18 protein-coding genes, 2 tRNA genes, 1 pseudogene and 1 riboswitch are annotated in these 19,174 nt (G+C 43.7%); of the genes and pseudogenes, 1 reads left to right on the forward strand and 20 read right to left on the reverse strand.

The features are described from left to right. Positions 1 to 320 precede the first annotated feature (320 nt). The 14 genes and pseudogenes from LKD42_RS09215 to LKD42_RS09280 all read right to left on the reverse strand — a co-directional run bounded on the left by LKD42_RS09215 (position 321) and on the right by LKD42_RS09280 (position 10,766). Positions 321 to 410 (reverse strand) — tRNA-Ser (locus LKD42_RS09215). Positions 411 to 468: 58 nt separating this feature from the next. After that, positions 469 to 554, reverse strand: a tRNA-Ser gene (locus tag LKD42_RS09220). Positions 555 to 630: 76 nt separating this feature from the next. Then, a pseudogene (gene ispD, locus LKD42_RS09225) lies at positions 631 to 1,348 on the reverse strand (2-C-methyl-D-erythritol 4-phosphate cytidylyltransferase). Continuing rightward, a complete protein-coding gene (gene tsaD, locus LKD42_RS09230) occupies positions 1,349 to 2,377 on the reverse strand; it encodes a tRNA (adenosine(37)-N6)-threonylcarbamoyltransferase complex transferase subunit TsaD (RefSeq protein ID WP_248835514.1) in 1,029 nt (342 codons plus the stop codon). Positions 2,378 to 2,444: 67 nt separating this feature from the next. Continuing rightward, positions 2,445 to 3,356: a ribonuclease Z gene (locus tag LKD42_RS09235; protein WP_147632323.1), complete on the reverse strand. Its 912-nt coding sequence runs from the start codon at positions 3,354 to 3,356 to the stop codon at positions 2,445 to 2,447. Between the two features lie 55 nt (positions 3,357 to 3,411). After that, positions 3,412 to 3,636 carry a hypothetical protein gene (locus LKD42_RS09240; RefSeq protein ID WP_147632321.1) on the reverse strand — a complete coding sequence of 75 codons (225 nt, stop codon included), beginning with the start codon at positions 3,634 to 3,636 and terminating at the stop codon, positions 3,412 to 3,414. Between the two features lie 109 nt (positions 3,637 to 3,745). Next, entirely contained in the window at positions 3,746 to 4,189 is a 444-nt protein-coding gene (gene rimI, locus LKD42_RS09245; protein ID WP_173866663.1) for a ribosomal protein S18-alanine N-acetyltransferase, read from the reverse strand. Continuing rightward, entirely contained in the window at positions 4,182 to 4,895 is a 714-nt protein-coding gene (gene tsaB, locus LKD42_RS09250; RefSeq protein ID WP_248835515.1) for a tRNA (adenosine(37)-N6)-threonylcarbamoyltransferase complex dimerization subunit type 1 TsaB, read from the reverse strand. Before tsaB ends, rimI begins: the two co-directional genes overlap by 8 nt. A gap of 9 nt (positions 4,896 to 4,904) precedes the next feature. Beyond that, positions 4,905 to 5,351, reverse strand: coding sequence for a tRNA (adenosine(37)-N6)-threonylcarbamoyltransferase complex ATPase subunit type 1 TsaE (tsaE, locus tag LKD42_RS09255; protein WP_022119900.1), 447 nt, complete (start codon positions 5,349 to 5,351; stop codon positions 4,905 to 4,907). Continuing rightward, positions 5,348 to 5,842, reverse strand: a complete 495-nt coding sequence (locus LKD42_RS09260; protein WP_248835516.1) for a YcxB family protein — start codon at positions 5,840 to 5,842, stop codon at positions 5,348 to 5,350. Before LKD42_RS09260 ends, tsaE begins: the two co-directional genes overlap by 4 nt. A 145-nt stretch (positions 5,843 to 5,987) precedes the next feature. Further along, positions 5,988 to 6,596: an NUDIX hydrolase gene (locus LKD42_RS09265; protein ID WP_248835517.1), complete on the reverse strand. Its 609-nt coding sequence runs from the start codon at positions 6,594 to 6,596 to the stop codon at positions 5,988 to 5,990. 198 nt (positions 6,597 to 6,794) lie between these two features. Next, entirely contained in the window at positions 6,795 to 7,430 is a 636-nt protein-coding gene (locus tag LKD42_RS09270; RefSeq protein ID WP_022119897.1) for an ECF transporter S component, read from the reverse strand. Between the two features lie 121 nt (positions 7,431 to 7,551). After that, positions 7,552 to 7,670, reverse strand: a riboswitch (FMN riboswitch). A 55-nt stretch (positions 7,671 to 7,725) separates the two neighbouring features. Next, a complete protein-coding gene (locus LKD42_RS09275) occupies positions 7,726 to 9,876 on the reverse strand; it encodes a Tex family protein (RefSeq protein WP_147632316.1) in 2,151 nt (716 codons plus the stop codon). A gap of 461 nt (positions 9,877 to 10,337) precedes the next feature. Continuing rightward, entirely contained in the window at positions 10,338 to 10,766 is a 429-nt protein-coding gene (locus LKD42_RS09280) for a DUF2752 domain-containing protein (RefSeq protein WP_022119895.1), read from the reverse strand. 72 nt (positions 10,767 to 10,838) lie between these two features. Between LKD42_RS09280 and LKD42_RS09285 the strand changes: the two genes are divergently transcribed. Next, positions 10,839 to 11,540 carry a DUF975 family protein gene (locus LKD42_RS09285; protein ID WP_248835518.1) on the forward strand — a complete coding sequence of 234 codons (702 nt, stop codon included), beginning with the start codon at positions 10,839 to 10,841 and terminating at the stop codon, positions 11,538 to 11,540. An 82-nt stretch (positions 11,541 to 11,622) separates the two neighbouring features. On the opposite strand, the gene LKD42_RS09290 is transcribed toward LKD42_RS09285, so the two are convergent. The 6 genes from LKD42_RS09290 to LKD42_RS09315 form a co-directional block, all read right to left on the reverse strand. Next, positions 11,623 to 12,849, reverse strand: coding sequence for a homoserine dehydrogenase (locus LKD42_RS09290; RefSeq protein ID WP_248835519.1), 1,227 nt, complete (start codon positions 12,847 to 12,849; stop codon positions 11,623 to 11,625). A 64-nt stretch (positions 12,850 to 12,913) separates the two neighbouring features. Further along, positions 12,914 to 13,357, reverse strand: coding sequence for an ACT domain-containing protein (locus tag LKD42_RS09295; protein ID WP_022119892.1), 444 nt, complete (start codon positions 13,355 to 13,357; stop codon positions 12,914 to 12,916). Positions 13,358 to 13,790: 433 nt separating this feature from the next. Further along, a complete protein-coding gene (locus tag LKD42_RS09300; protein WP_248835520.1) occupies positions 13,791 to 14,675 on the reverse strand; it encodes an N-acetylmuramoyl-L-alanine amidase in 885 nt (294 codons plus the stop codon). A gap of 28 nt (positions 14,676 to 14,703) precedes the next feature. Further along, positions 14,704 to 15,132, reverse strand: coding sequence for a phage holin family protein (locus LKD42_RS09305; RefSeq protein ID WP_248835521.1), 429 nt, complete (start codon positions 15,130 to 15,132; stop codon positions 14,704 to 14,706). A 23-nt stretch (positions 15,133 to 15,155) separates the two neighbouring features. After that, positions 15,156 to 15,758, reverse strand: a complete 603-nt coding sequence (locus LKD42_RS09310; RefSeq protein WP_248835522.1) for a hypothetical protein — start codon at positions 15,756 to 15,758, stop codon at positions 15,156 to 15,158. A 10-nt stretch (positions 15,759 to 15,768) separates the two neighbouring features. Next, entirely contained in the window at positions 15,769 to 19,155 is a 3,387-nt protein-coding gene (locus tag LKD42_RS09315; protein ID WP_248835523.1) for a hypothetical protein, read from the reverse strand. Positions 19,156 to 19,174 lie beyond the last annotated feature (19 nt).

Here is a 19,174-nt window from a genome sequence, read left to right on the forward strand (position 1 = left end):
GCCGTTCGCTGTTCGCGTCGGCTTTGTTATTTTAGCACATCTCTTTGTGCTTGTCAAGTACTTTTTTAAACTTTTTTTCGAAGTTCTTTCGAACTTCTTAAGTCGTACCAGACTGTGTTGCTTTGTCTCTTTCGCAGCAACTCTGATATTTTATCAAAGTCTTTCCGGTTTGTCAAGTACTTTTTTCATCTTTTTGATTCCGTCCCCGGATCATTTTCTATAATTCCTCGACTACCTGTTTCTGCGTCTTTTGACGAACTTCTGTATTTTATCGTATTTGTCATCTTTTGTCAAGTACTTTTTTCAAGAAGTTTGTCGAACGGAGAAAGAGGGATTTGAACCCTCGCGCCGCTGTTAACGACCTACTCCCTTTCCAGGGGAGCCCCTTCGGCCAGCTTGGGTATTTCTCCATAGTTGCTCGAATAGCATTTTATATTATATTATCACATGATATTCTCATGTGATGAACGGAGAGGGTGGGATTCGAACCCACGCGCCCTTGCGGACAAACGGTTTTCAAGACCGCCTCGTTATGACCACTTCGATACCTCTCCAGTGCAATCAGCGAAACTAATAATATCATCCAATTTTCGTTTTGTCAACACTTTTTTTGATATTTTTTTGTTTTTTTCAATTTTCCTGTAAATTACACTTTTTCACAAAGATTTCAGCGATATCCAGATCCTCCGGTGTTGTAATCTTGATATTATAATAAGAGCCTTCCACCAGTTTTACTTTTTGACCTTCCATTTTCTCCAGCACCATTGCATCATCCGTGATTCCCATTTTGGTATGGTCCTCCTGCATCATTTTTTCATAAGCACCTAAAATATCAGGATACGCAAAAACCTGCGGAGTCTGGATGTTCCAAACTTCACTTCTCTTTAATGTTTCTTTTGCAAATAACGCTTCGTCAGCCAGTTTCAGTGTATCTTTCGAAGGAACTGCTGCCACACACGCACCATAAGTGCATACCGCTTCTTTTAACCGCTGCAGCATTTCCTGATCTACAAATGGTCTTGCTCCGTCATGGATATAGATGTAATCACATGCTCCGGCAGCTTTCAGTGCATTATATACAGAAAGATAGCGTTCTTCCCCGCCTTCAATAATATCTTTCACCTTTTGCAAATGATAAACTTCCACAATCTTCTCTCTGCAATATGCAATCTCATCTTTTTTTTGTAACCAGTATCACTTCATCTATAAATTCGCATTCTTCAAATTGTCTGAGTGCGTAATACAAAACTGGTTTTCCAAACAGATCCATATACTGCTTCTGTACCTGACTGTGCATTCTTTTGCCGCTCCCTGCTGCCAGAACGATCGCCGTGTGCTTTTCTTTCATTTAGCGTTCCCCCAGTTTCAGATTCGGAACTGCATTCAGATCCAGTCCGGATCTTGTTCCTGCCAGATATTCATAATATCCTGCCACTCCGATCATCGCTGCATTATCTGTACAGAAAATCGGGGACGGATGGTAAAATTTGATACCTTTCTTTCTGCAGGCTTCTTCCATTGCCATGCGAAGTGCTGAATTGGAGGCAACTCCCCCTGCAATGGCAAATTTATCAAATCCATATTCATCGATTGCCCACATGGAATGTTCTACTAGAACATCAACAACTGCTTTCTGAAAGGAAGCTGCCACATCTGCTTCTACGATCGGCTGGTTCTTCATTTTGCATCCATTCAGATAGTTCAGGACTGCTGACTTCAGACCGCTGAAACTGAAATCATATGGTGCATCTGCAACTTTTGCTTTTGGAAATGAAATCGCCAGCGGATTTCCTTCTTTTGCAAGTTTATCAATCTTTGGTCCGCCCGGATAGCCAAGTCCGATCGCACGGGCCACTTTATCAAATGCTTCTCCGGCCGCATCGTCTCTGGTGCATCCGAGGATTTCGTATTTTCCGTAATCTTTTACCACAACCAGGTGTGTATGTCCTCCGGATACTACCAGGCATGCAAACGGCGGCTCCAGATCCGGATGTTCAATATAATTTGCAGAAATATGCCCTTCTATATGGTGCACACCTACCAGAGGCAGATTTTTAGCATAGCTGATCGCCTTTGCCTCGGCCACTCCGACAAGCAAAGCCCCCACCAGTCCAGGTCCATAGGTAACCGCGATCGCATCCAGATCATCCAGTGTGACGTTTGCTTCTTCAAGAGCTTCTGTGATGACCTGATTTATTTTTTCAATATGCTTTCTTGATGCAATTTCCGGCACTACGCCGCCATAAAGTTTATGCAGTTCAATCTGAGAGGAAATAACATTGGACAAAACCGTTCTTCCGTTTTTCACAACAGAAGCTGCCGTTTCATCACAGGAACTTTCGATTCCCAGAATCAGTATATCTTTCTTTTCTTCCATCTCGTATCTATCCTTCCTATTATATCAAGCCCAAAGGCATTGATTTACCAGACTTTTCTGTCGACTGTCATTCCTCTTCAAATGACAGCACTGTACTTTTTCCGTCTTTTCCCGGGTAAGCATTTGGGAAAATTTCACGCACGCCATCCATAAATTCTTCCGGACGTACCAGTGACGGACTGTAATGTGTCAGCCATAACTCTGACACTTCTGCTTCCGCTGCCAATTTTGCTGCTTCTTTGAACATCATATGTTTATGCTCCAGTGCCTTAGACTTTTTATCATCCTCGCCATACATGCCTTCGCAGACAAACAGATCTGAGTGCTCTGCATTCTGGATGATGGATCTGGTCGGTCTGGTATCTGTCGTGTAAGTCAGTTTGATTCCCTTTCTGGCTTCTCCAAGAACCATATCCGGTGTATAGTGCACACCCTCAAATTCGACAACATTCCCCTTCTGAAGCGGATTCCAGCAGCACAGCGGAATATTTGCCGCTTTTGCCCGCTCTACATCAAATTTCCCCGCACGGTCAATCTCCATAGTATATCCGTAACAAAGCACATTGTGGTTTACACGGAATGCACGGATTCGATAACCGTTCATCTCAAAGGTTTCTTCTGTTCCCTGGATTTCTTTATAATATATTTCAAAAGGCAGCTCCGGTGCAATTGTCCGAAGTGCATTCACCACACGTTCCAGCCCCTTTGGACCGATCAAAGTCAGCGGTTCATGACGTTCTGCATTTCCCATCGACAAAAGCAGACCCGGAAGCCCGCTGATATGATCCCCGTGATAGTGTGTAAAACAGATCACATCGATTGGTTTAAAACTCCACCCTTTTTCTTTGATCGCGATCTGTGTTCCTTCGCCACAGTCGATCAGAATACTGCTTCCGTTATATCGCAGCATCAAGGCTGTCAGCCAACGTCTTGGAAGCGGCATCATACCGCCGCATCCAAGCAAACAAACATCAAGCATTCTTTTTTCCTTACTCTTTCTTCAGTTTCTTTTTCTTTCGTTTCTTCTTTCTTTTCTACAGCAGCTCTGTCTCTTCTTTTATTTCTGGTTTTAATACAAATGCTGCTGTCATTTTATCGTAACAAGGTTCACACAGATCGAAGCTGTGGCATTCTCCGTCTTTTTCCGAAGGATATCCCCAGATTTTTTCAATATGAATATATTCTTCCATGTCTCTTCCAATCGTATCCACAATTCTTTTTCCGCAGCTGTTGCAGTAAATCTTATTCTCTTTTCTCATCGTATCCTCCCCAGGTGATACCCCTTTTGTATGCTTTTTCTGATTTCCTTTGCGACAGCAACAGTATAACGAAAAGTATTCCTTTCGTACAGTGGGAATTAGAGGAATCCTAGTGGTTGCCGTATTTCCACATGATCAGTGCATCTTCTTTTGGTTTCTCGTAAAAATTCGGTCGGATACCGGAACGCTCAAACCCAAGTTTTTCATATAAATGGATAGCAGGTGCATTGCCAACCCGCACTTCCAGTGTGAAATTTTCGATTCCGCGTTCATATCCACGCAAAAACAATTGCTCCAGAAGTTCGGTGGCAACCCCTTTTTTGCGAAACTTCTCCACAACTGCTACGTTTGTGATATCAGCCTCATCAAAAGACTGCAACAGTCCGCAATATCCTGCCAGTATTTCCTTTTCATATGCAACCAGATAGATCGTCTCTTTCTGACGCAGTGCATCTTCAAATCCTTTTCTGCTCCATGGTCGGGAAAAAATCTGACTTTCTGTTCTTACAACTGCCTCCAGATCTTCTGCCTGCATTGCACGTATTTCAAGCACGATTCTGTTCTTCCCTTTCTTTTCGCTCTCTCTCTGCCTGAGAAAGACGCAGATAATCCGGTTTATGTTCCATTGCACTTTCTGCTCGTCCCTGTACATAGTACTGTGCTCCAAGAACTGCAACCGCAGATGCACGCTGTCTGTTCATATGTGCCGGAGCAAACGAATACGGAATTTTTATCACTTCCGCCAACGTTTTGCGGTAAACCGGAACGCCGTCGCCAAGAAAAATAACTTCTCTTCCAAGTGCATTAAGTTTTTCTGCAATCTCTGTGACAGAAACCGCCATCTGATTTTCCAGTATCTGGAGTTTTCCATCGCAGAATTCGTAAATGCCGGTATAGACCTGGTTTCTTCTTGCATCCATGATCGGGCAGACGATTTTATCTGTTCCCCATAAATCATAGGCCAGTCCGTCTACCGTCGGAACCGGTATGATCGGTTTGTCAAGTGCCAGCCCCAGACCTTTTGCCGTGGCAGAACCAATACGCAGACCGGTAAAGGATCCCGGCCCGGCAGCGATTGCGATCGCATCCAGGCTGTTTAAGTCCAGATTTATCATATCTCCGATTTCTTTCAGCATCGGAAGCAAGGTCTGAGAGTGTGTTTTTTTATAATTTACCGTGTATTCTGCAAGTAAAATATCATCTTCCACAACAGCAACCGATGCCACCAGCCCTGAGCTGTCTATTCCCAAAACTTTCATGTTTTCCTCCTAAAGCTGTGCTTTCTTTTCCTCCGGATCTGAAATCGTGATCTTGCGGTAATCAAATCCTTTTTCTAGATTTTTCTCGATTTCAATGGCGATCACATCCGGCGGCAGAATCTCCTGGATCAGATCTGCCCACTCGATCAAGCATACACCCTCACCGTAAAAACAGTCCTCGTAGCCGATCTCTTCCATCTCTTCGATATCACCGATGCGATACACATCAAAATGATAAAACGGCAGACGACCGTCTTCGTACATCTGCACGATCGTAAAGGTTGGGCTGTTTACCGGCTCTGTGATGCCAAGCCCTGCTGCAAGCCCCTGTGTAAAAACGGTTTTGCCTACGCCAAGATCTCCGGTCAGTGTATAGATCTGACCTGCCTTTGCATTTTCACCGATTTTTTTTCCGAGTTCAAATGTTTCTTTTTCGCTGTTTGTCTCTATAATCATAATTTCACTTTCTTTTTGGGCATATTTTTTTGCACTAAAGTTACAAGCGTATCGTATTGTTCTCCGATGGCTTCTTTTGGGAGAACAAATGCATTTCTTTTTCCTGAGTAGATCAGCACATTTTTTTTGCTGCTGCATACTTTCAGTATATTCTTCCAGCCGCACTGTACCTTTTCTTCTCCCTGTACGATCTCGATCCCTTCGTCATTCAAAATGTAAGTGACCGGATTTTTAAATACTTCGCTTTTTTCTACCTGCCTTTTTGATTTTGTATAAAGGCTGACCGGAAGATAAACGATAAACCACACACCGAACAGACAGTATACGATGCTGTAAGACAGATCTGTTTTGCCCAGCGTCGTGCCAAACATCACAAATGCCGCAATTCCGAGAATGATACCAAAAATGCCGCTGAAACTGCGGTAAGTATGGTACATCATGAAATCATACATGATCTTCGGTGTCATTTTTACTTCAACTTTTGCTCCCACTTTTTCCTCCTGTTGTGTTTGAAATTTTCTGTTTCAAGTCGAATGCACGCGAAACTTGGCACGCAATTCTGGTCAGCTTTGCTGATATTTACCTGACAGAATCTATCTGACCTTAGCATTTGATTATAGCATACCAGTTTTTTGCTTACAACTGCAAAAAGCCGAAAGGTTCTTCTTCTTTCAGAAAATGCATCAGCATATATGCACACATGATCGCCACACGCTCTTCTTTCAGGATGCGGCGTACCTCTTCTCTGTCTGCCAGCACGACTTCCAGATCTTCGGTATCTTCCAGGCCTTCCCGGCTAATCTGACCGCTCGCATAACCATAAACCGTGGCACAACATTCATCTGTCATGCCGACGCTTGTAAAAAATGGTCTTTCATAGAGCGTATCCGGTGTCAGCGGTGAGAAATCAAGTCCGGTCTCTTCTTTCATTTCGCGGATGCCCGCCTGCCTGTAATCTTCTCCCTGGTCTACCAGCCCTGATGGCAGTTCATAAACATAATCATCCAGCGGATAACGGTACTGGCGTATCAGCACAACCCTGTCTTTTTTCTCCCCATAAAGGCTATAAATGATCACACCGTCCGGCTTTTCATTTCTTGTATTTATTTTCAGATCATTCTGTGTTTTCGCTCTGGATGAAACATAATAATGGATATCGCCGCCCATCCGGTCTTTTGCTTCCAGATCATACAGATTCAGAAATCTGTTTTCTGTCTGTTTATTGATCTTCTGTATTTTTGACATTTTCTGCCGCCTTTCTCTTGATAATACCCGCACTTTCAAGATGCCTGGGTTAAAATCCATATCTGATACAGCATCTGTTTCGTGTTTATTTGTTTCCCTGCTCACGAAAAAAAGAATACCACGTAACTTTAAAAAGCACAAGCTTTCCTCCGGTTACATGGTATTCGTTTCGGGTTATGTGATATTCACTTTTCTGTATTAGAACTGTGTTCCGTGAAGAATCGGGCTTACGTGCTTATAAAGCAGGAAGGTGATCACACCAACGATCAGTCCTTTTAAAATGTTAAATGGTGCAACTGCCAGAACAACAAAAGTGAGCAGGCTGTTGATTGCCGGATTCACTGCCGTTCCCATGGCAACCAGTGCATCGACCGGCATACCGAATGCCTTTCCATATGCCGGGAGCAGCACAAAAGCATTTAAGAAGCATCCGATAAATGCCATAAACAGCGTACCTGCGATCATTCCGATCACTGCACTTTTTTTGCTTTTCTTTTTCTGGTAGATCAGACCTGCCGGTACGATCATGGCACAGCCAATCAGGAAATTGGCGAAATCTCCGACACCTGCGGTCGATGATCCTTTAAAAAGCATGTGCAGTACGACTTTGATCAGTTCGATAAACATGCCTGCGACCGGTCCCATCGCAAAGGTACCGATCAGAACCGGAATTTCACTCAAGTCAATCTTATAGAAAGACGGTGCAAAGAAAAGCGGTATTTCAAACATCATCAACACAACGGAAACCGCCCCCAACATACCAATCTGCACCAGATTTCTTAAGTTACTTCTTTCTGCAGTTGTTTTCACTGCATTTGTACCTGAACTGTTCATACGTCCATCTCTCCTTTTTGAATTTAATTCACAGGAAGATCTTCGTCTGATACGATGCCATCATTTTGAAATAAAAAGCCCTGAATCTGTTCTACAGATTCAGGGCTTTGATATACCATCGTATGTTCTTCTCTCATCCAGACTTTGACTGTCGGTCATGGAATTTCACCATGTCAGCCGCTTACGCGGGTCGCGGACTATACCGCCGGTGGGGAATTACGCCCCGCCCCGAAGATTTCTGCTATCTGCAATTATAAGATAATTTTTTCTTTTGTCAAGCATTTTCGGAAAACTTTTACAATTTCATGGACAGAGAAATTCTTTTTTTCTTGAGGTCGATGCCGATCACTTTCACATCGATGATATCGCCTACTTTTACGACATCCAGCGGATGTTTTACGAACTTTTTACTGCTCATCTCAGAGACATGCACCAGGCCGTCCTGGTGTACACCGATATCCACGAATGCTCCGAAATCAATGACGTTTCGAACGGTTCCTTTAAGTACCATGCCTTCTTTTAAGTCTTCCATCGCCAGAACATCGCTTCGAAGGATCGGTTTTGGCATTTCATCACGCGGATCTCGGCCAGGTTTTTCCAGTTCTGCCGTGATGTCACGCAGTGTCGGCTCGCCGATTTCCAGCTCTTCTGCCATTTTTTTGTAATCTCTGATCTTTCCGGAAATTCCGTTTAAATTTCCGGCTGTGATGTCTTCTTTTGTATAGCCGAGACACTCCAGAAGTTTGCCTGCTGCCGCATAGCTCTCCGGATGGACTCCTGTGCAGTCCAGTGGATTTTCTCCGCTACGTATCCTGAGGAATCCGGCACACTGCTCAAATGCTTTTGGTCCTAATTTTGCAACTTTCAGAAGTTCTTTTCTGTTCTGGAAGCTTCCGTTTTCTTCGCGGTATGCAACGATATTTTTCGCGATCACTTTGGAAATACCGGAAACATAGGAAAGCAGGGATGCAGATGCGGTATTTAAATCCACACCGACACGGTTTACACAGTCTTCCACGACTCCGCCCAGTGCTTCGCCCAGTTTTTTCTGGTTCATATCATGCTGATACTGTCCGACTCCGATGGATTTTGGCTCAATTTTCACCAATTCTGCCAGCGGGTCCTGGATTCTTCTGGCGATAGATGCAGCACTTCTCTGTCCTACATCAAAATTCGGAAATTCTTCTGTTGCCAGTTTACTCGCAGAATAAACAGATGCCCCGGCTTCGTTTACGATCACATACTGCACTTTTTCCGGAATCTCATGGAAAAGCTCTACGATCACCTGCTCAGATTCTCTGGATGCCGTTCCATTTCCAACGGAAAAGAGCGTGATGTGATACTTGCGGATCCATTCTTTTAATTTTTCTTTTGCCGCCTGGATCTTTTTTTCATTAGTCGGTGCTGTCGGGTAAATGACGGTCGTATCCAGCACTTTTCCGGTCGCATCGACAACCGCCAGCTTACATCCGGTACGGAACGCCGGGTCCCAGCCAAGCACAACCTGTCCGGCGATCGGAGGCTGCATCAGAAGCTGTTCCAGATTCTTGCCAAACACCTGGATCGCACCATCTTCCGCCTGCTCGGTCAGTGCATTGCGGATCTCACGCTCTACTGCCGGGGCGATCAGTCTGCGGTAACTGTCCTCGATCACTTTTTCCAGGAATTCGGAAGTCTGCGGATTTTCACGCACCATGATCTGTTTTCTTAAATAACCAAGAATCCGATCTTCCGGAGCTTCCAGTTTTACGGTCAGGAATTTTTCCTTTTCGCCGCGGTTGATCGCCAGCACACGGTAACCTGCCATTTTTGCAACTGGCTCTTCATACTGATAGTACATCTCGTAAACAGAAGCTGCTTTCTCATCTTTTGCTTCTGTCACGATTTTACCCTCTTTCTGTGTCAGGCTACGGATGCGGATACGGTAATTTGCATCATCTGAAATCGTCTCAGCCAGAATATCACCTGCTCCCTGCAGTGCTTCCTGCCAGGTATTCACTTCTTTTTCCGGGTCAATATACGCACTTGCTTCCTCTTCCAGCGTTTTCTTTGTCATCTGCAACAGAATCGTGTTTGCCAGTGGTTCCAGTCCTTTTTCTTTTGCGATTGTCGCTCTCGTTCTTCTCTTTGGACGATACGGGCGATACAGATCTTCCACAACTACCAGAGTTTCCGCTGCCTGGATTTTTTCCCGCAGCTCATCCGTCAGTTTGCCCTGCTCCTCGATTGATGCCAGCACCTGCTTCTTTTTATCTTCCAGATTACGCAGATAAGTCAGACGTTCCGAAAGTTTTCGCAGAACTTCGTCATTCAGCGATCCTGTGACCTCCTTACGATAACGTGAAATAAACGGAATCGTATTCCCCTCATCGATCAGTTTGACTGCAGCCTCCACCTGCCATAATTCAATCTTTAATTCCTCTGCAAGACGTTGATTTATGTTCATATAAGCCTCCATTACATACAATTTTTCCAACGTTTCTACTCCTTGCCCTACGTCAGGCAATTTCCAAACATCTTTGTGCCGACTGTAACAGCCGCCCCCTTATGATACACTTGAGTTTCCAATTTGTCTATGATATTATGATGCAAAGGGTGAAACAGTCGCAAATTTCATGTTTACATGAAAATTTGTGACTTTGAACCCTGCAAAACATGAGAAAGGAGCCATTTTCATAGAAAATGTGCGGATTTCGAATGTTTTAGAATTGCGAGAGCATGAAATGCGGAGCAATTCGTAGCATCATAGAACCTGGGCGACTTGGGGACCGTAAGACATGAGGAAGTAGCCCGACAGGGCGGATTCCGAATGGATTAGAATTGCGAGAGCATAGAATGCGGAGCAATTCGTAGCATCATAAAACCTGGGCGACTTGGGGACCGCAAAATATGAGAAAGGAGCCATTTTCACAGCCCTTTGTGAAACAGCAGCAGGTTTCCGTTTTTCCATATGGTATTCACCACCAGCAGAACCACTGCAATTTTGCCATACACCGGACGGTATTTCATGCCGATCGTGATTCTGCCGCGGCTTACATACTGCACGGTATTGGATAGCATATACCATACATAAAGTACTGCTCCGTAAAGTACAATGCTGTGGTAATGTAAACTATATGCCACATTTCCTTTCAGCAGCCAGTATACTGCCCGTGTACCGCCGCATCCAGGACAGTAAAGTCCGGTCAGCTTATGGAAAATGCACGGCAGCAAAATATGATTTAACGGAATTTTCAGTAACCTCAGCAATGCAAGAAACAATATTCCTGCAAGCGGCAGGACTATACCGCAGTAATAAAGGTTGTCCGGCCTGCAGTTTTTTTCTTGTTTTTCCATACAGTACCTCTTTCATCATTTATTTCAGCCGAATCCTGATCGGCTTACCTTTTACAGAATGGAGTGAATCTTATGAAACGAACTTCTTCGCAGTTAAAACAACTGGCAAGGGAATCTCTGGCACATCGCTTCAGCCTCCCGGTTATGGCCTATGTCATTACTTTTGGAATTATCATGCTGGTCAATATGCTCCCGGCTGCTCTTTTCCCGGACACAGGCAACAGTATCTCTTATCTGGTGATTTCTTTTATCACCGATCTGCTCCTGTCAATTTTAAGCGTCGGTCCGGTTACGATCCTGCTTGACATGAGCCGTGGCAGCGACGGACAACTTTCTGATCTTTTGTATGCTTTTCGCCACCAGCCGGATCGTATTATTGTATCCCAGCTTATCATTTCGATTTTGTCCACCGTGATTTTCCTTCCGGGTATCATCGTATTTGTACTGTCATCCGTTTTCTACAACGCTTTTGGTATTATGATCGCAAGTCTGCTGATCTTTGCCGCCGTGATCGGCAGCGTTGTGATCCGCCTGGATTTTGCACTGGTAACTCCGCTTTATATTGACAATCCGCAGACCAGTGCCATAGATCTCTTACGTGAAAGCCATGATCTGATGCAGGGCAACCGGCTCCGCTATTTTGTTCTGGAGTTGAGCTTTATACCGATCATGCTGCTCGCAGTCATTGCCTGCTTTGTCGGACTGCTCTGGGCTCTCCCATATGCACAGATGACGCTCCTTGAATTTTACCGTGAACTGGTAGGCGAAATCTGAAAATTCAAAGAACTGTTGCCAGGCAGATATATCATCTGCCAAAGCAACAGTTCTCTTTTTATAAATTTAATCATTCTTTTTCTTAGTCTTCGACACGGCGAACGCGGATCATGCCAAGCACTTCACCAAAGCTTTCTGCTTTTGCTTTGTATTCTGCTTCTGTCATCACTTCTGTCACGAATCCAAACTCTCCGTCTACATCTGCCACAACAACCGGCTGTACGTTTCCGAATACTTCCTGCACTTTTGCAAGTTCTGTTTCCGGAGTTCCTTTGACACGTACAAAGAATTTGCGGCTGGAATTGCTGATGTCGGTCAGTTCCAGTTTTTTGCTGCTCCAGAATGCCATGATGCTGCGGTTCAGATGTCTTGCCTCATCGACTACGTCAGCTACGACAGCACTTGCGGTCGGCAGTTTTCCGGCTCCGCTTCCGTAGAACATTGCATCTCCGAGTACATTGCCATGTACAAAAATGGCATTGAATACACCGTTTACGCTGTACAGAGGATCGGACGGTCCAACCAGCACCGGTGATACCATTGCGTAAAAGCTTCCGTCAACTTTACGGCTGACTGCCAGCAGTTTGATCATCTGTCCCATTGCTTTTGCATACTTGATATCGGTTGCCGTGATCTTGCTGATACCTTCTGTATAGATATCTTCGTAATCAACCTGTCTGCCAAATGCCAGAGAGGAAAGGATTGCGATCTTACGGCATGCATCGTAACCTTCTACGTCTGCTTCCGGATTGCGTTCTGCGTATCCAAGATCCTGTGCTTCTTTTAATACATCTGCAAAATCAGAACCTTTCTCCGCCATTTCTGTAAGAATGTAGTTTGTAGTTCCGTTCAGAATACCGGTGATCTCATCGATCTCATCTGCAGTCAAAGAAGAATTCAAAGGACGGATGATCGGAATACCGCCGCCGCAGCTTGCCTCAAACAGATAGTTGATGTTTCTTTCTCTTGCGATTTCAAGCAGCTCTGCACCGTGACGTGCCACCAGTTCTTTATTGGATGTGCAGACACTCTTTCCTGCGAGCAGTGCTTTTTTTGTGAAAGTATACGCCGGCTCCACACCGCCCATAACTTCAACGACAATTTTAATCTCCGGATCATTTAAAATAACATCAAAATCATGTACGATTTTTTCCTGGATCGGATCTCCCGGGAAATCACGAAGATCAAGCACATATTTGATGTTGATCTCTTCTCCTGCTTTTTTATTGATGCTGCTGTGATTGGTATTGATAACTTCTACCACTCCGGAACCTACTGTTCCATATCCTAAGACTGCAATCTGGATCATTTTAAGCCTCCTGTTGTTTTCTTTTATGCTTATCTCTGGTTCTTTTGTCCAAAGAATTGCTTTTTTATTCTCTTGCTAAAATTTTGATGTACTGTACACCGCACTGTATTTCAATATCCTGCATCATCGCCGATATATCTCCTGTCGTAGCGAGGATCTCCACACTGAGCGTCAGAGATGCGATGCCGTTGATCGGAATACTCTGATGGATCGTCAGGATATTGGCATGATAATCTGCCACGATATGCAGTACATCCGACAAAAGTCCGGTCTCATCATCCATCTGGATCATAAACGTGATCGTTTTTCCTTTTGCATTGTCATGAAACGGAAAAATATCGTCTTTATATTTATAAAAAGAGCTGCGGCTGATGCCGACCATATCTGCTGCTTCCTGTACTGTGGACGCTTTCGCTGACTCCAGCAGCCGTTTCGCCTCTACTACTTTCAGAAGTACTTCCGGAACCGCTTTCTTGGTAACCACATAATATCGATTCTTTTCTTCCACTTCAAAGTCCTCCTGTCTCTTCTATATGCATCTTTTGCTGTATACTCTTTCTATAGTGTACATTTGTGCTTCCCCGAAAGATATTAACACATTTTAACAGGCGGTGCAACCAGAAATTCTTCTGACTGCATTTTGGCATGAAATTTTTCTGACTGTCTTTTGACTGCACTTTCTCAACGTTTTACGTTTTTTCAATTTACTTTAAGCTTTTTATATGCCAGAAAAACACATATTTCAGAACACAAAAATACCGGAAACCCCTGACTTACTGGATTTCCGGTATTTTTTCTGTTAAGCTGCTGACGGGACTCGGACCCGTGACCTCCTCACTACCAATGAGGATAATAGTTACTTACACTGCCCGGTTTTACAATGTTTTATCGTTTGTTTTCTTGATTTGACTACTTTTTTGACTACTTCTTTCCTATAATAATTACACTCTCTCAACTTTCTTTAAGTACACCCAGCCAGCACCGCTTTTCAGCCTTCCGAAACCGTTCTTTTCTTCCACGATCTCATACACTCCAACCGGGCAGCATGCTCTTGCCTTGCTGTATTTTTTTGCTGGTCCTGTCCGGATTGGGACGTTCGTTTTTGTTACTTTTATTTTATACGGAACTTTAGCAGATGTATACAACTTTTTACCGGCATCATTGTAGATATGATAACCGGCATGCTGATCCGCACACTGCTTGGCTTTCTTGAGCGTCTGAAACGCTCCGATCTGGCTGCTGGCGTTCTTCCAGGTCTTGCGAACACGGTACCATGGTTTGTCGGTTGCTGGAAGAATATCGCCACTCTGTCCAGAAATAGCTTTCTTGAACGCAGCCCAAGTGTACGTACCTGTATTGTATACATACGGATTCGGGCAAATCTTTCCAGTTACATCATAGTGGCGAATGACATGATCTGCAGGGATGTTATATTTCTTCATCAGGTATCTGGTCAGCTCAATAGCAGACCGTACTGTTGTCTCTTCGAAGTACCAGTCCTTGTCGGTTGCCCCAAGACTCGCCGCATTCTTCTTTCGCACACACATCTCAATCCCAATGCTATTAGCGTTTCTGCATTCCGGATGTTTGTAACTGCTCGCCCCACAATGCCAGGCAATATTCTGATCTTCCACACACTGCCAGATTTCGCCGGCGAAACCGACAAAATAGTGTGCAGATGCCCCGCGGTTACCACCACCATAGTATGCACAATTTTCCTGTGCTCCGCCCAATGCTCCGACATAATGGATCACAATATATTTGATCCTGGAAATATTGCCGGGATTATAATTGTAATTTGAAATCATTCGGTTAATCTTGTTCATAATCTCTACCGCCTTTCTCAGAGGACGCTCATGCGTCCCCCTTTTTCTCTGCTTTCTGTGTCAGTATGTCGATCGCATTGGCGATCACTGCAGGCAGCGGTATGCCCATCAGTCCGGCATTCTCTACGATGCTGATCAGTTCGTTGGCAATAAACCCGATGATCACCGCATCACGGATGTAATCCACACCGATTGCCAGATCCAGCCGGTACGCCACCAGCACGAACAGCAGTGTCATGCATTTCCTGCACAGACCTTTCCAGCCTGTCCGACTTTCCAATGTCCCTGTTGACGTTTTCTTACTGTTGTGGAATACCCCGGCAACGATCAGACCTGATAAGTAGTCGATTGCCATGAAAATGATTAAAGTTACAATAGCCTGATCCCAGCCTCCAAAAAAATAAGCAATCGTCCCACCGATTGCTCCTGTAATCGTACAAACCATTTCTTTTTTCATCCTCGTTAGTCTTTCCTTTCTTGTTACTCTGTAAGAACATTGATTTTTCGAATCCAGATACCTTCGCCGCTCTCGTTGGCTGATATCAGCATATATTTCACACCATCCGGAACGGTAACGATATAGTCGCAGTCACCTTCTTCTTCGATTTCTACTGCTGAGACCATCACAAAGTTAGAGGTACTGCCGTTGATCGCATAAATAATCGGGTACTTGCCCCGTCCGCTGCCGGATCGCGATACCATGCTCGTATGCACGATATACCGTTCGCCCGGTTTTACATCCAATGTTGTGCACTGGGTTCTGACACCCTCGGCAAATACACACGCATCACCGGATGTCTGTGCCTCCCACAGTTTTCCATCAACAACCGCCACTGTAATTTCCACTGAAAAAATCGCCTGTACATTTCGGATGTCCTTGCGTGTTTTTAATAACAATGCCTCGCACCGCCCTGTAATACCTGCCATCTTCGTTTCCATTTCTTCCACATGCTCATCTGTATAACTTTTGCATGCTTCGATATCATTGTGACAATCCAGGATGCTGTCATGGATCGCCTGCCGGACATCCCGCCCGTAAACTGCCGCCAGTATCTTTTTTAAGTTCTCTGTAATACTTGCCATTTTCGCCCTCCTATTTCAGTTTCAACCCTTCAATACGCTTGATACTTACCTGATTCACTGTCCAACCGGATCCAATGTTGCGGACGTATACGCCTACCTTATTGTTTGATGTATCCCATTTCAGCTGAACGCGTGCATTATAGGATGCTGTAAGATACAGTGTATGCACTGTCTCTGCCGCATCTTTTCTGGTCAGTGTGATCCAGCCTTTTTCACCATCGGCAATTTCCAGCCATACACGAATTTCATCATAATTCGCCAGGGAACTGATTGCTGAAGAATAGTACCAGCTTCCTGTTGCTGATGGAGTTACTGCTGTTGTTGACAGAAGCACTGCTGCATCAATATCCCCGACCACGTACCAATACGATCCGCTGTAGACCAGTTCCAGAACTGTGTACTGCTCGATCAGTTCTGCTGGGATGTTGCTGTTTTTGTAATAAATTGCTTTTGCACCTGTACCGTTTACATTCAATGTTGGTTTTGTGGCCGTGTTGGCGTAGTTGAAACGTACCGTAACCCGTGCACCGGTGTACAATTTGAACTCTGTCAAACTAACTGTTTTGGCGGCGGTCGCACCAGCTGTATAACATATTGCGTAATTTCTGACTAATGCATCTGTATCTACTGCAATACCATCGTGATTGCAGTATGTTTTCCCATTGCCCGCAATTCGTATTTTGGGAGTGTTAATATAGCCATTGTTCAGATCTATAAGAAATCCACTACCTGAAAATGCTTCTCCAGAAGAACCGCTATAATTTCCGGATTTTAGTATACCTTTTTGGAATGTACCGAGATTATCACTGATAGCCGCTATACCGTCATTCTCCAGATCTTTTGCATCTACAGTCTGTACATTTGACACGGAAAATGGGCTTGGTTCTGTATCAAAATTTTCTACCTGTTCGACTTGAATTCCAGAAACTATATACAAAGCACCCTCCATATAACCAAAACCTAATGCTATATATGGAAAATCTTCAACGCACGTGTATTTTATTGTTTTCCTTTCCCATTGCAAACTGCAATAAACATATTCACTTTTCTTAGATGCTAAGGTATTTCCATTATACAAATGACTACGTTCTTTGCTTTCCCATATCAAAAACTCAATTCCTCTGTTTTCTGATTCAGAAAGATAAGGACATCTTATATAGAAAGAAATCAGGTATTTTTTTCCAGGGACTAAAGTTATGAAACCATCATGCTTTTTGCTGCTCCCCAAAATAAATCCATTTTCTGATGGCAATATTTCCTCTCTTCCGTCAAGCCATAGTGCATTGACCCCGGGAACATTAGGTGCTTGTGTAAAAAATGATCCGCCACATTCTTTTACTTCTGCTCTTTGCCTTATTCGATAATCTTCAAGATATGAAAGTAATGTACTTTCCGTGATTGTTGCAAAATTATCATATCCAAGATTATATAAATTACTGTTTAATCCAAAAGTTAATTTATCTACGCTGATTGCACCTGCTGCTATCTTATCTGCACTGATTGCACCTGCCTTGATTTTTTCTGCTGTCACGCTGCCTGCTGCCAGTTCGCCTGTGGTAATGGCACCTGTTGCAATTTTATTTGCTGTGATGGTCTTTCCCGCAATTTCATTGGCAGTAATGGCACCTGCCACAATCTTATCTGCAGTTATGCTTCTCTTGGTCAGTACATCACCATCTATCGTATTTACATTCTGAGATACCAGTTCACCTGCATTATTGATTGCATAGATGATCGAATTCTTATCGCCACAGATGATCAGCCTTTCCACCGATAATGTACCGGCAGTGATTTTGTTGGCTGTCAGCTCCACTATTTTCGCATCGGTAATAGATCCGTCTGCAATTTGAGCAGAACCTACAACACCGACACCTATCATTGCAGTTGTAATACTTCCGTTTTTGATATTTGCAAGATCTATCTTTGCATAATTTGCATCTAACGAACCAAGAACCGCATTTACAGCCTCAAGTCTTCCGGTTATTATCACCTTATAATCAGCTAAATTTCCGGAAATACTATCAATTCTGGCATTCGCTGCATCCAGATCTTTTATATTTGCCTTATCTGTCTTAATAACTTTGATCTCTGCCTCGCCTGCCGTCAAACGCCCACTGATATTTGCATTTTCTGTTTTCAACTGTTCTATGTTTGCTTCTCCGACTTCCAGTCTTTTGGTGGTCAGATCTGCAAATTCACCATAACTCGCACTCATTTTATCGAATGTAGCTTTTGTCGCTTTCAAATCATCAAAGCTTGCCTTCTGTCCTATGATTTCTTTCGCTGCAACCAATTCCATGTTTAGCCGTTCAATCGCCTGTGCTGTTGGTCCTTTACTGCTACTTATGCTCCCGGATTCAATTTCCGTTTTTCCCTGACTTTCAATTTCTGTAATTAATCCACCATCATAATCCATCGACAGCTTCATAATCGGGATCTTACTTTTCCCTCCGTATTTATCGTGAATAGTAACGATATCTCCTATGTCAAGACGTGGATCTCCAAGAAAAGATACCGAAGCAGGCTGAAAAGTAAAATCTTTCAGCTGATTGCAAATTTTATCAAGGACGGGCTGCGTCATAACCGGATTCTCAATCTGTATTCCTACAGTGCCCACACCGGAAAGTAATGTTACGGTTGCCGTATCGCACTGGATTCTGCCAAGCTTGAACAGACTTTCGCTTTTTTTCAGATCATCATAATATCTGGATGCAGATATTTCATAATCCGCCTGTTCATACCAACGAAGTTCAATTTCACCATTTCGATTAATGACACAATATTTTCCATAGAACTGTGCAACATATCCCAGGGCATCCTGCATGGTATATCCGTCGAATGGGTTTACATAATTCCCTTGTGTGATTTCATTGCCTTCGTCATCATACGTTGTTTCCGTTTCTTTCCAACGCTTCGGAATTTTGACACCGGACGGGAGATTATCAATGCTGCTTGCAAGCGGTACACCAGACATGTTACTAATCTCTTTCAGCACTTCTTTTCCGTCTGCCGGGTATTCCAATTTACTTACATATGCTTTTGAAAACTTCACATACATCCTGTCATATGCACAAAAATTGATAATTCCGTCATCATTATTCACTTTTTCCGGTGTGAATTTTCCAAGGTCACAGTATATATACTCCGTGCCGGACAATACTCCGATCTGTAACGTTATTTCTTTACTTTCGAGTGAAATGGATGTAGCTTCCATTTTGACTTGTATACTGGCTGCCACAGCTCCGCCGATACTGATATGATCAGAATTGTTCGAGGCAGCATTAAGTGCAAAACTTTTGATACCCTCAAAAATATCTTTTCCCAGAATGACTCTTGCCTTAAATGTTCTGCTGTCCTGTTCTACTGCATTTTTGAATATTTCATTAACTTGAAGCATTTTGTACCTCCCTCCTGAT

It is taken from the genome of Hominisplanchenecus faecis (genome assembly GCF_020687205.1).
GTDB classification, from domain to species: Bacteria; Bacillota; Clostridia; order Lachnospirales; family Lachnospiraceae; genus Hominisplanchenecus; species Hominisplanchenecus faecis.

Excerpts from the sequence above, each read along its gene's own strand:
- LKD42_RS09310 (WP_248835522.1), bottom strand. The coding sequence starts at position 15,758 with ATGGCAAGTATTACAGAGAACTTAAAAAAGATACTGGCGGCAGTTTAC.
- LKD42_RS09270 (WP_022119897.1), bottom strand. The coding sequence starts at position 7,430 with ATGAACAGTTCAGGTACAAATGCAGTGAAAACAACTGCAGAAAGAAGT.
- LKD42_RS09280 (WP_022119895.1), bottom strand. The coding sequence starts at position 10,766 with ATGGAAAAACAAGAAAAAAACTGCAGGCCGGACAACCTTTATTACTGC.
- tsaB (WP_248835515.1), bottom strand. The coding sequence starts at position 4,895 with ATGAAAGTTTTGGGAATAGACAGCTCAGGGCTGGTGGCATCGGTTGCT.
- LKD42_RS09240 (WP_147632321.1), bottom strand. The coding sequence starts at position 3,636 with ATGAGAAAAGAGAATAAGATTTACTGCAACAGCTGCGGAAAAAGAATT.
- LKD42_RS09235 (WP_147632323.1), bottom strand. The coding sequence starts at position 3,356 with ATGCTTGATGTTTGTTTGCTTGGATGCGGCGGTATGATGCCGCTTCCA.
- LKD42_RS09265 (WP_248835517.1), bottom strand. The coding sequence starts at position 6,596 with ATGTCAAAAATACAGAAGATCAATAAACAGACAGAAAACAGATTTCTG.
- LKD42_RS09305 (WP_248835521.1), bottom strand. The coding sequence starts at position 15,132 with ATGAAAAAAGAAATGGTTTGTACGATTACAGGAGCAATCGGTGGGACG.
- LKD42_RS09290 (WP_248835519.1), bottom strand. The coding sequence starts at position 12,849 with ATGATCCAGATTGCAGTCTTAGGATATGGAACAGTAGGTTCCGGAGTG.
- tsaD (WP_248835514.1), bottom strand. The coding sequence starts at position 2,377 with ATGGAAGAAAAGAAAGATATACTGATTCTGGGAATCGAAAGTTCCTGT.
- LKD42_RS09285 (WP_248835518.1), top strand. The coding sequence starts at position 10,839 with ATGAAACGAACTTCTTCGCAGTTAAAACAACTGGCAAGGGAATCTCTG.
- LKD42_RS09300 (WP_248835520.1), bottom strand. The coding sequence starts at position 14,675 with ATGAACAAGATTAACCGAATGATTTCAAATTACAATTATAATCCCGGC.
- tsaE (WP_022119900.1), bottom strand. The coding sequence starts at position 5,351 with ATGATTATAGAGACAAACAGCGAAAAAGAAACATTTGAACTCGGAAAA.
- LKD42_RS09275 (WP_147632316.1), bottom strand. The coding sequence starts at position 9,876 with ATGAACATAAATCAACGTCTTGCAGAGGAATTAAAGATTGAATTATGG.
- LKD42_RS09315 (WP_248835523.1), bottom strand. The coding sequence starts at position 19,155 with ATGCTTCAAGTTAATGAAATATTCAAAAATGCAGTAGAACAGGACAGC.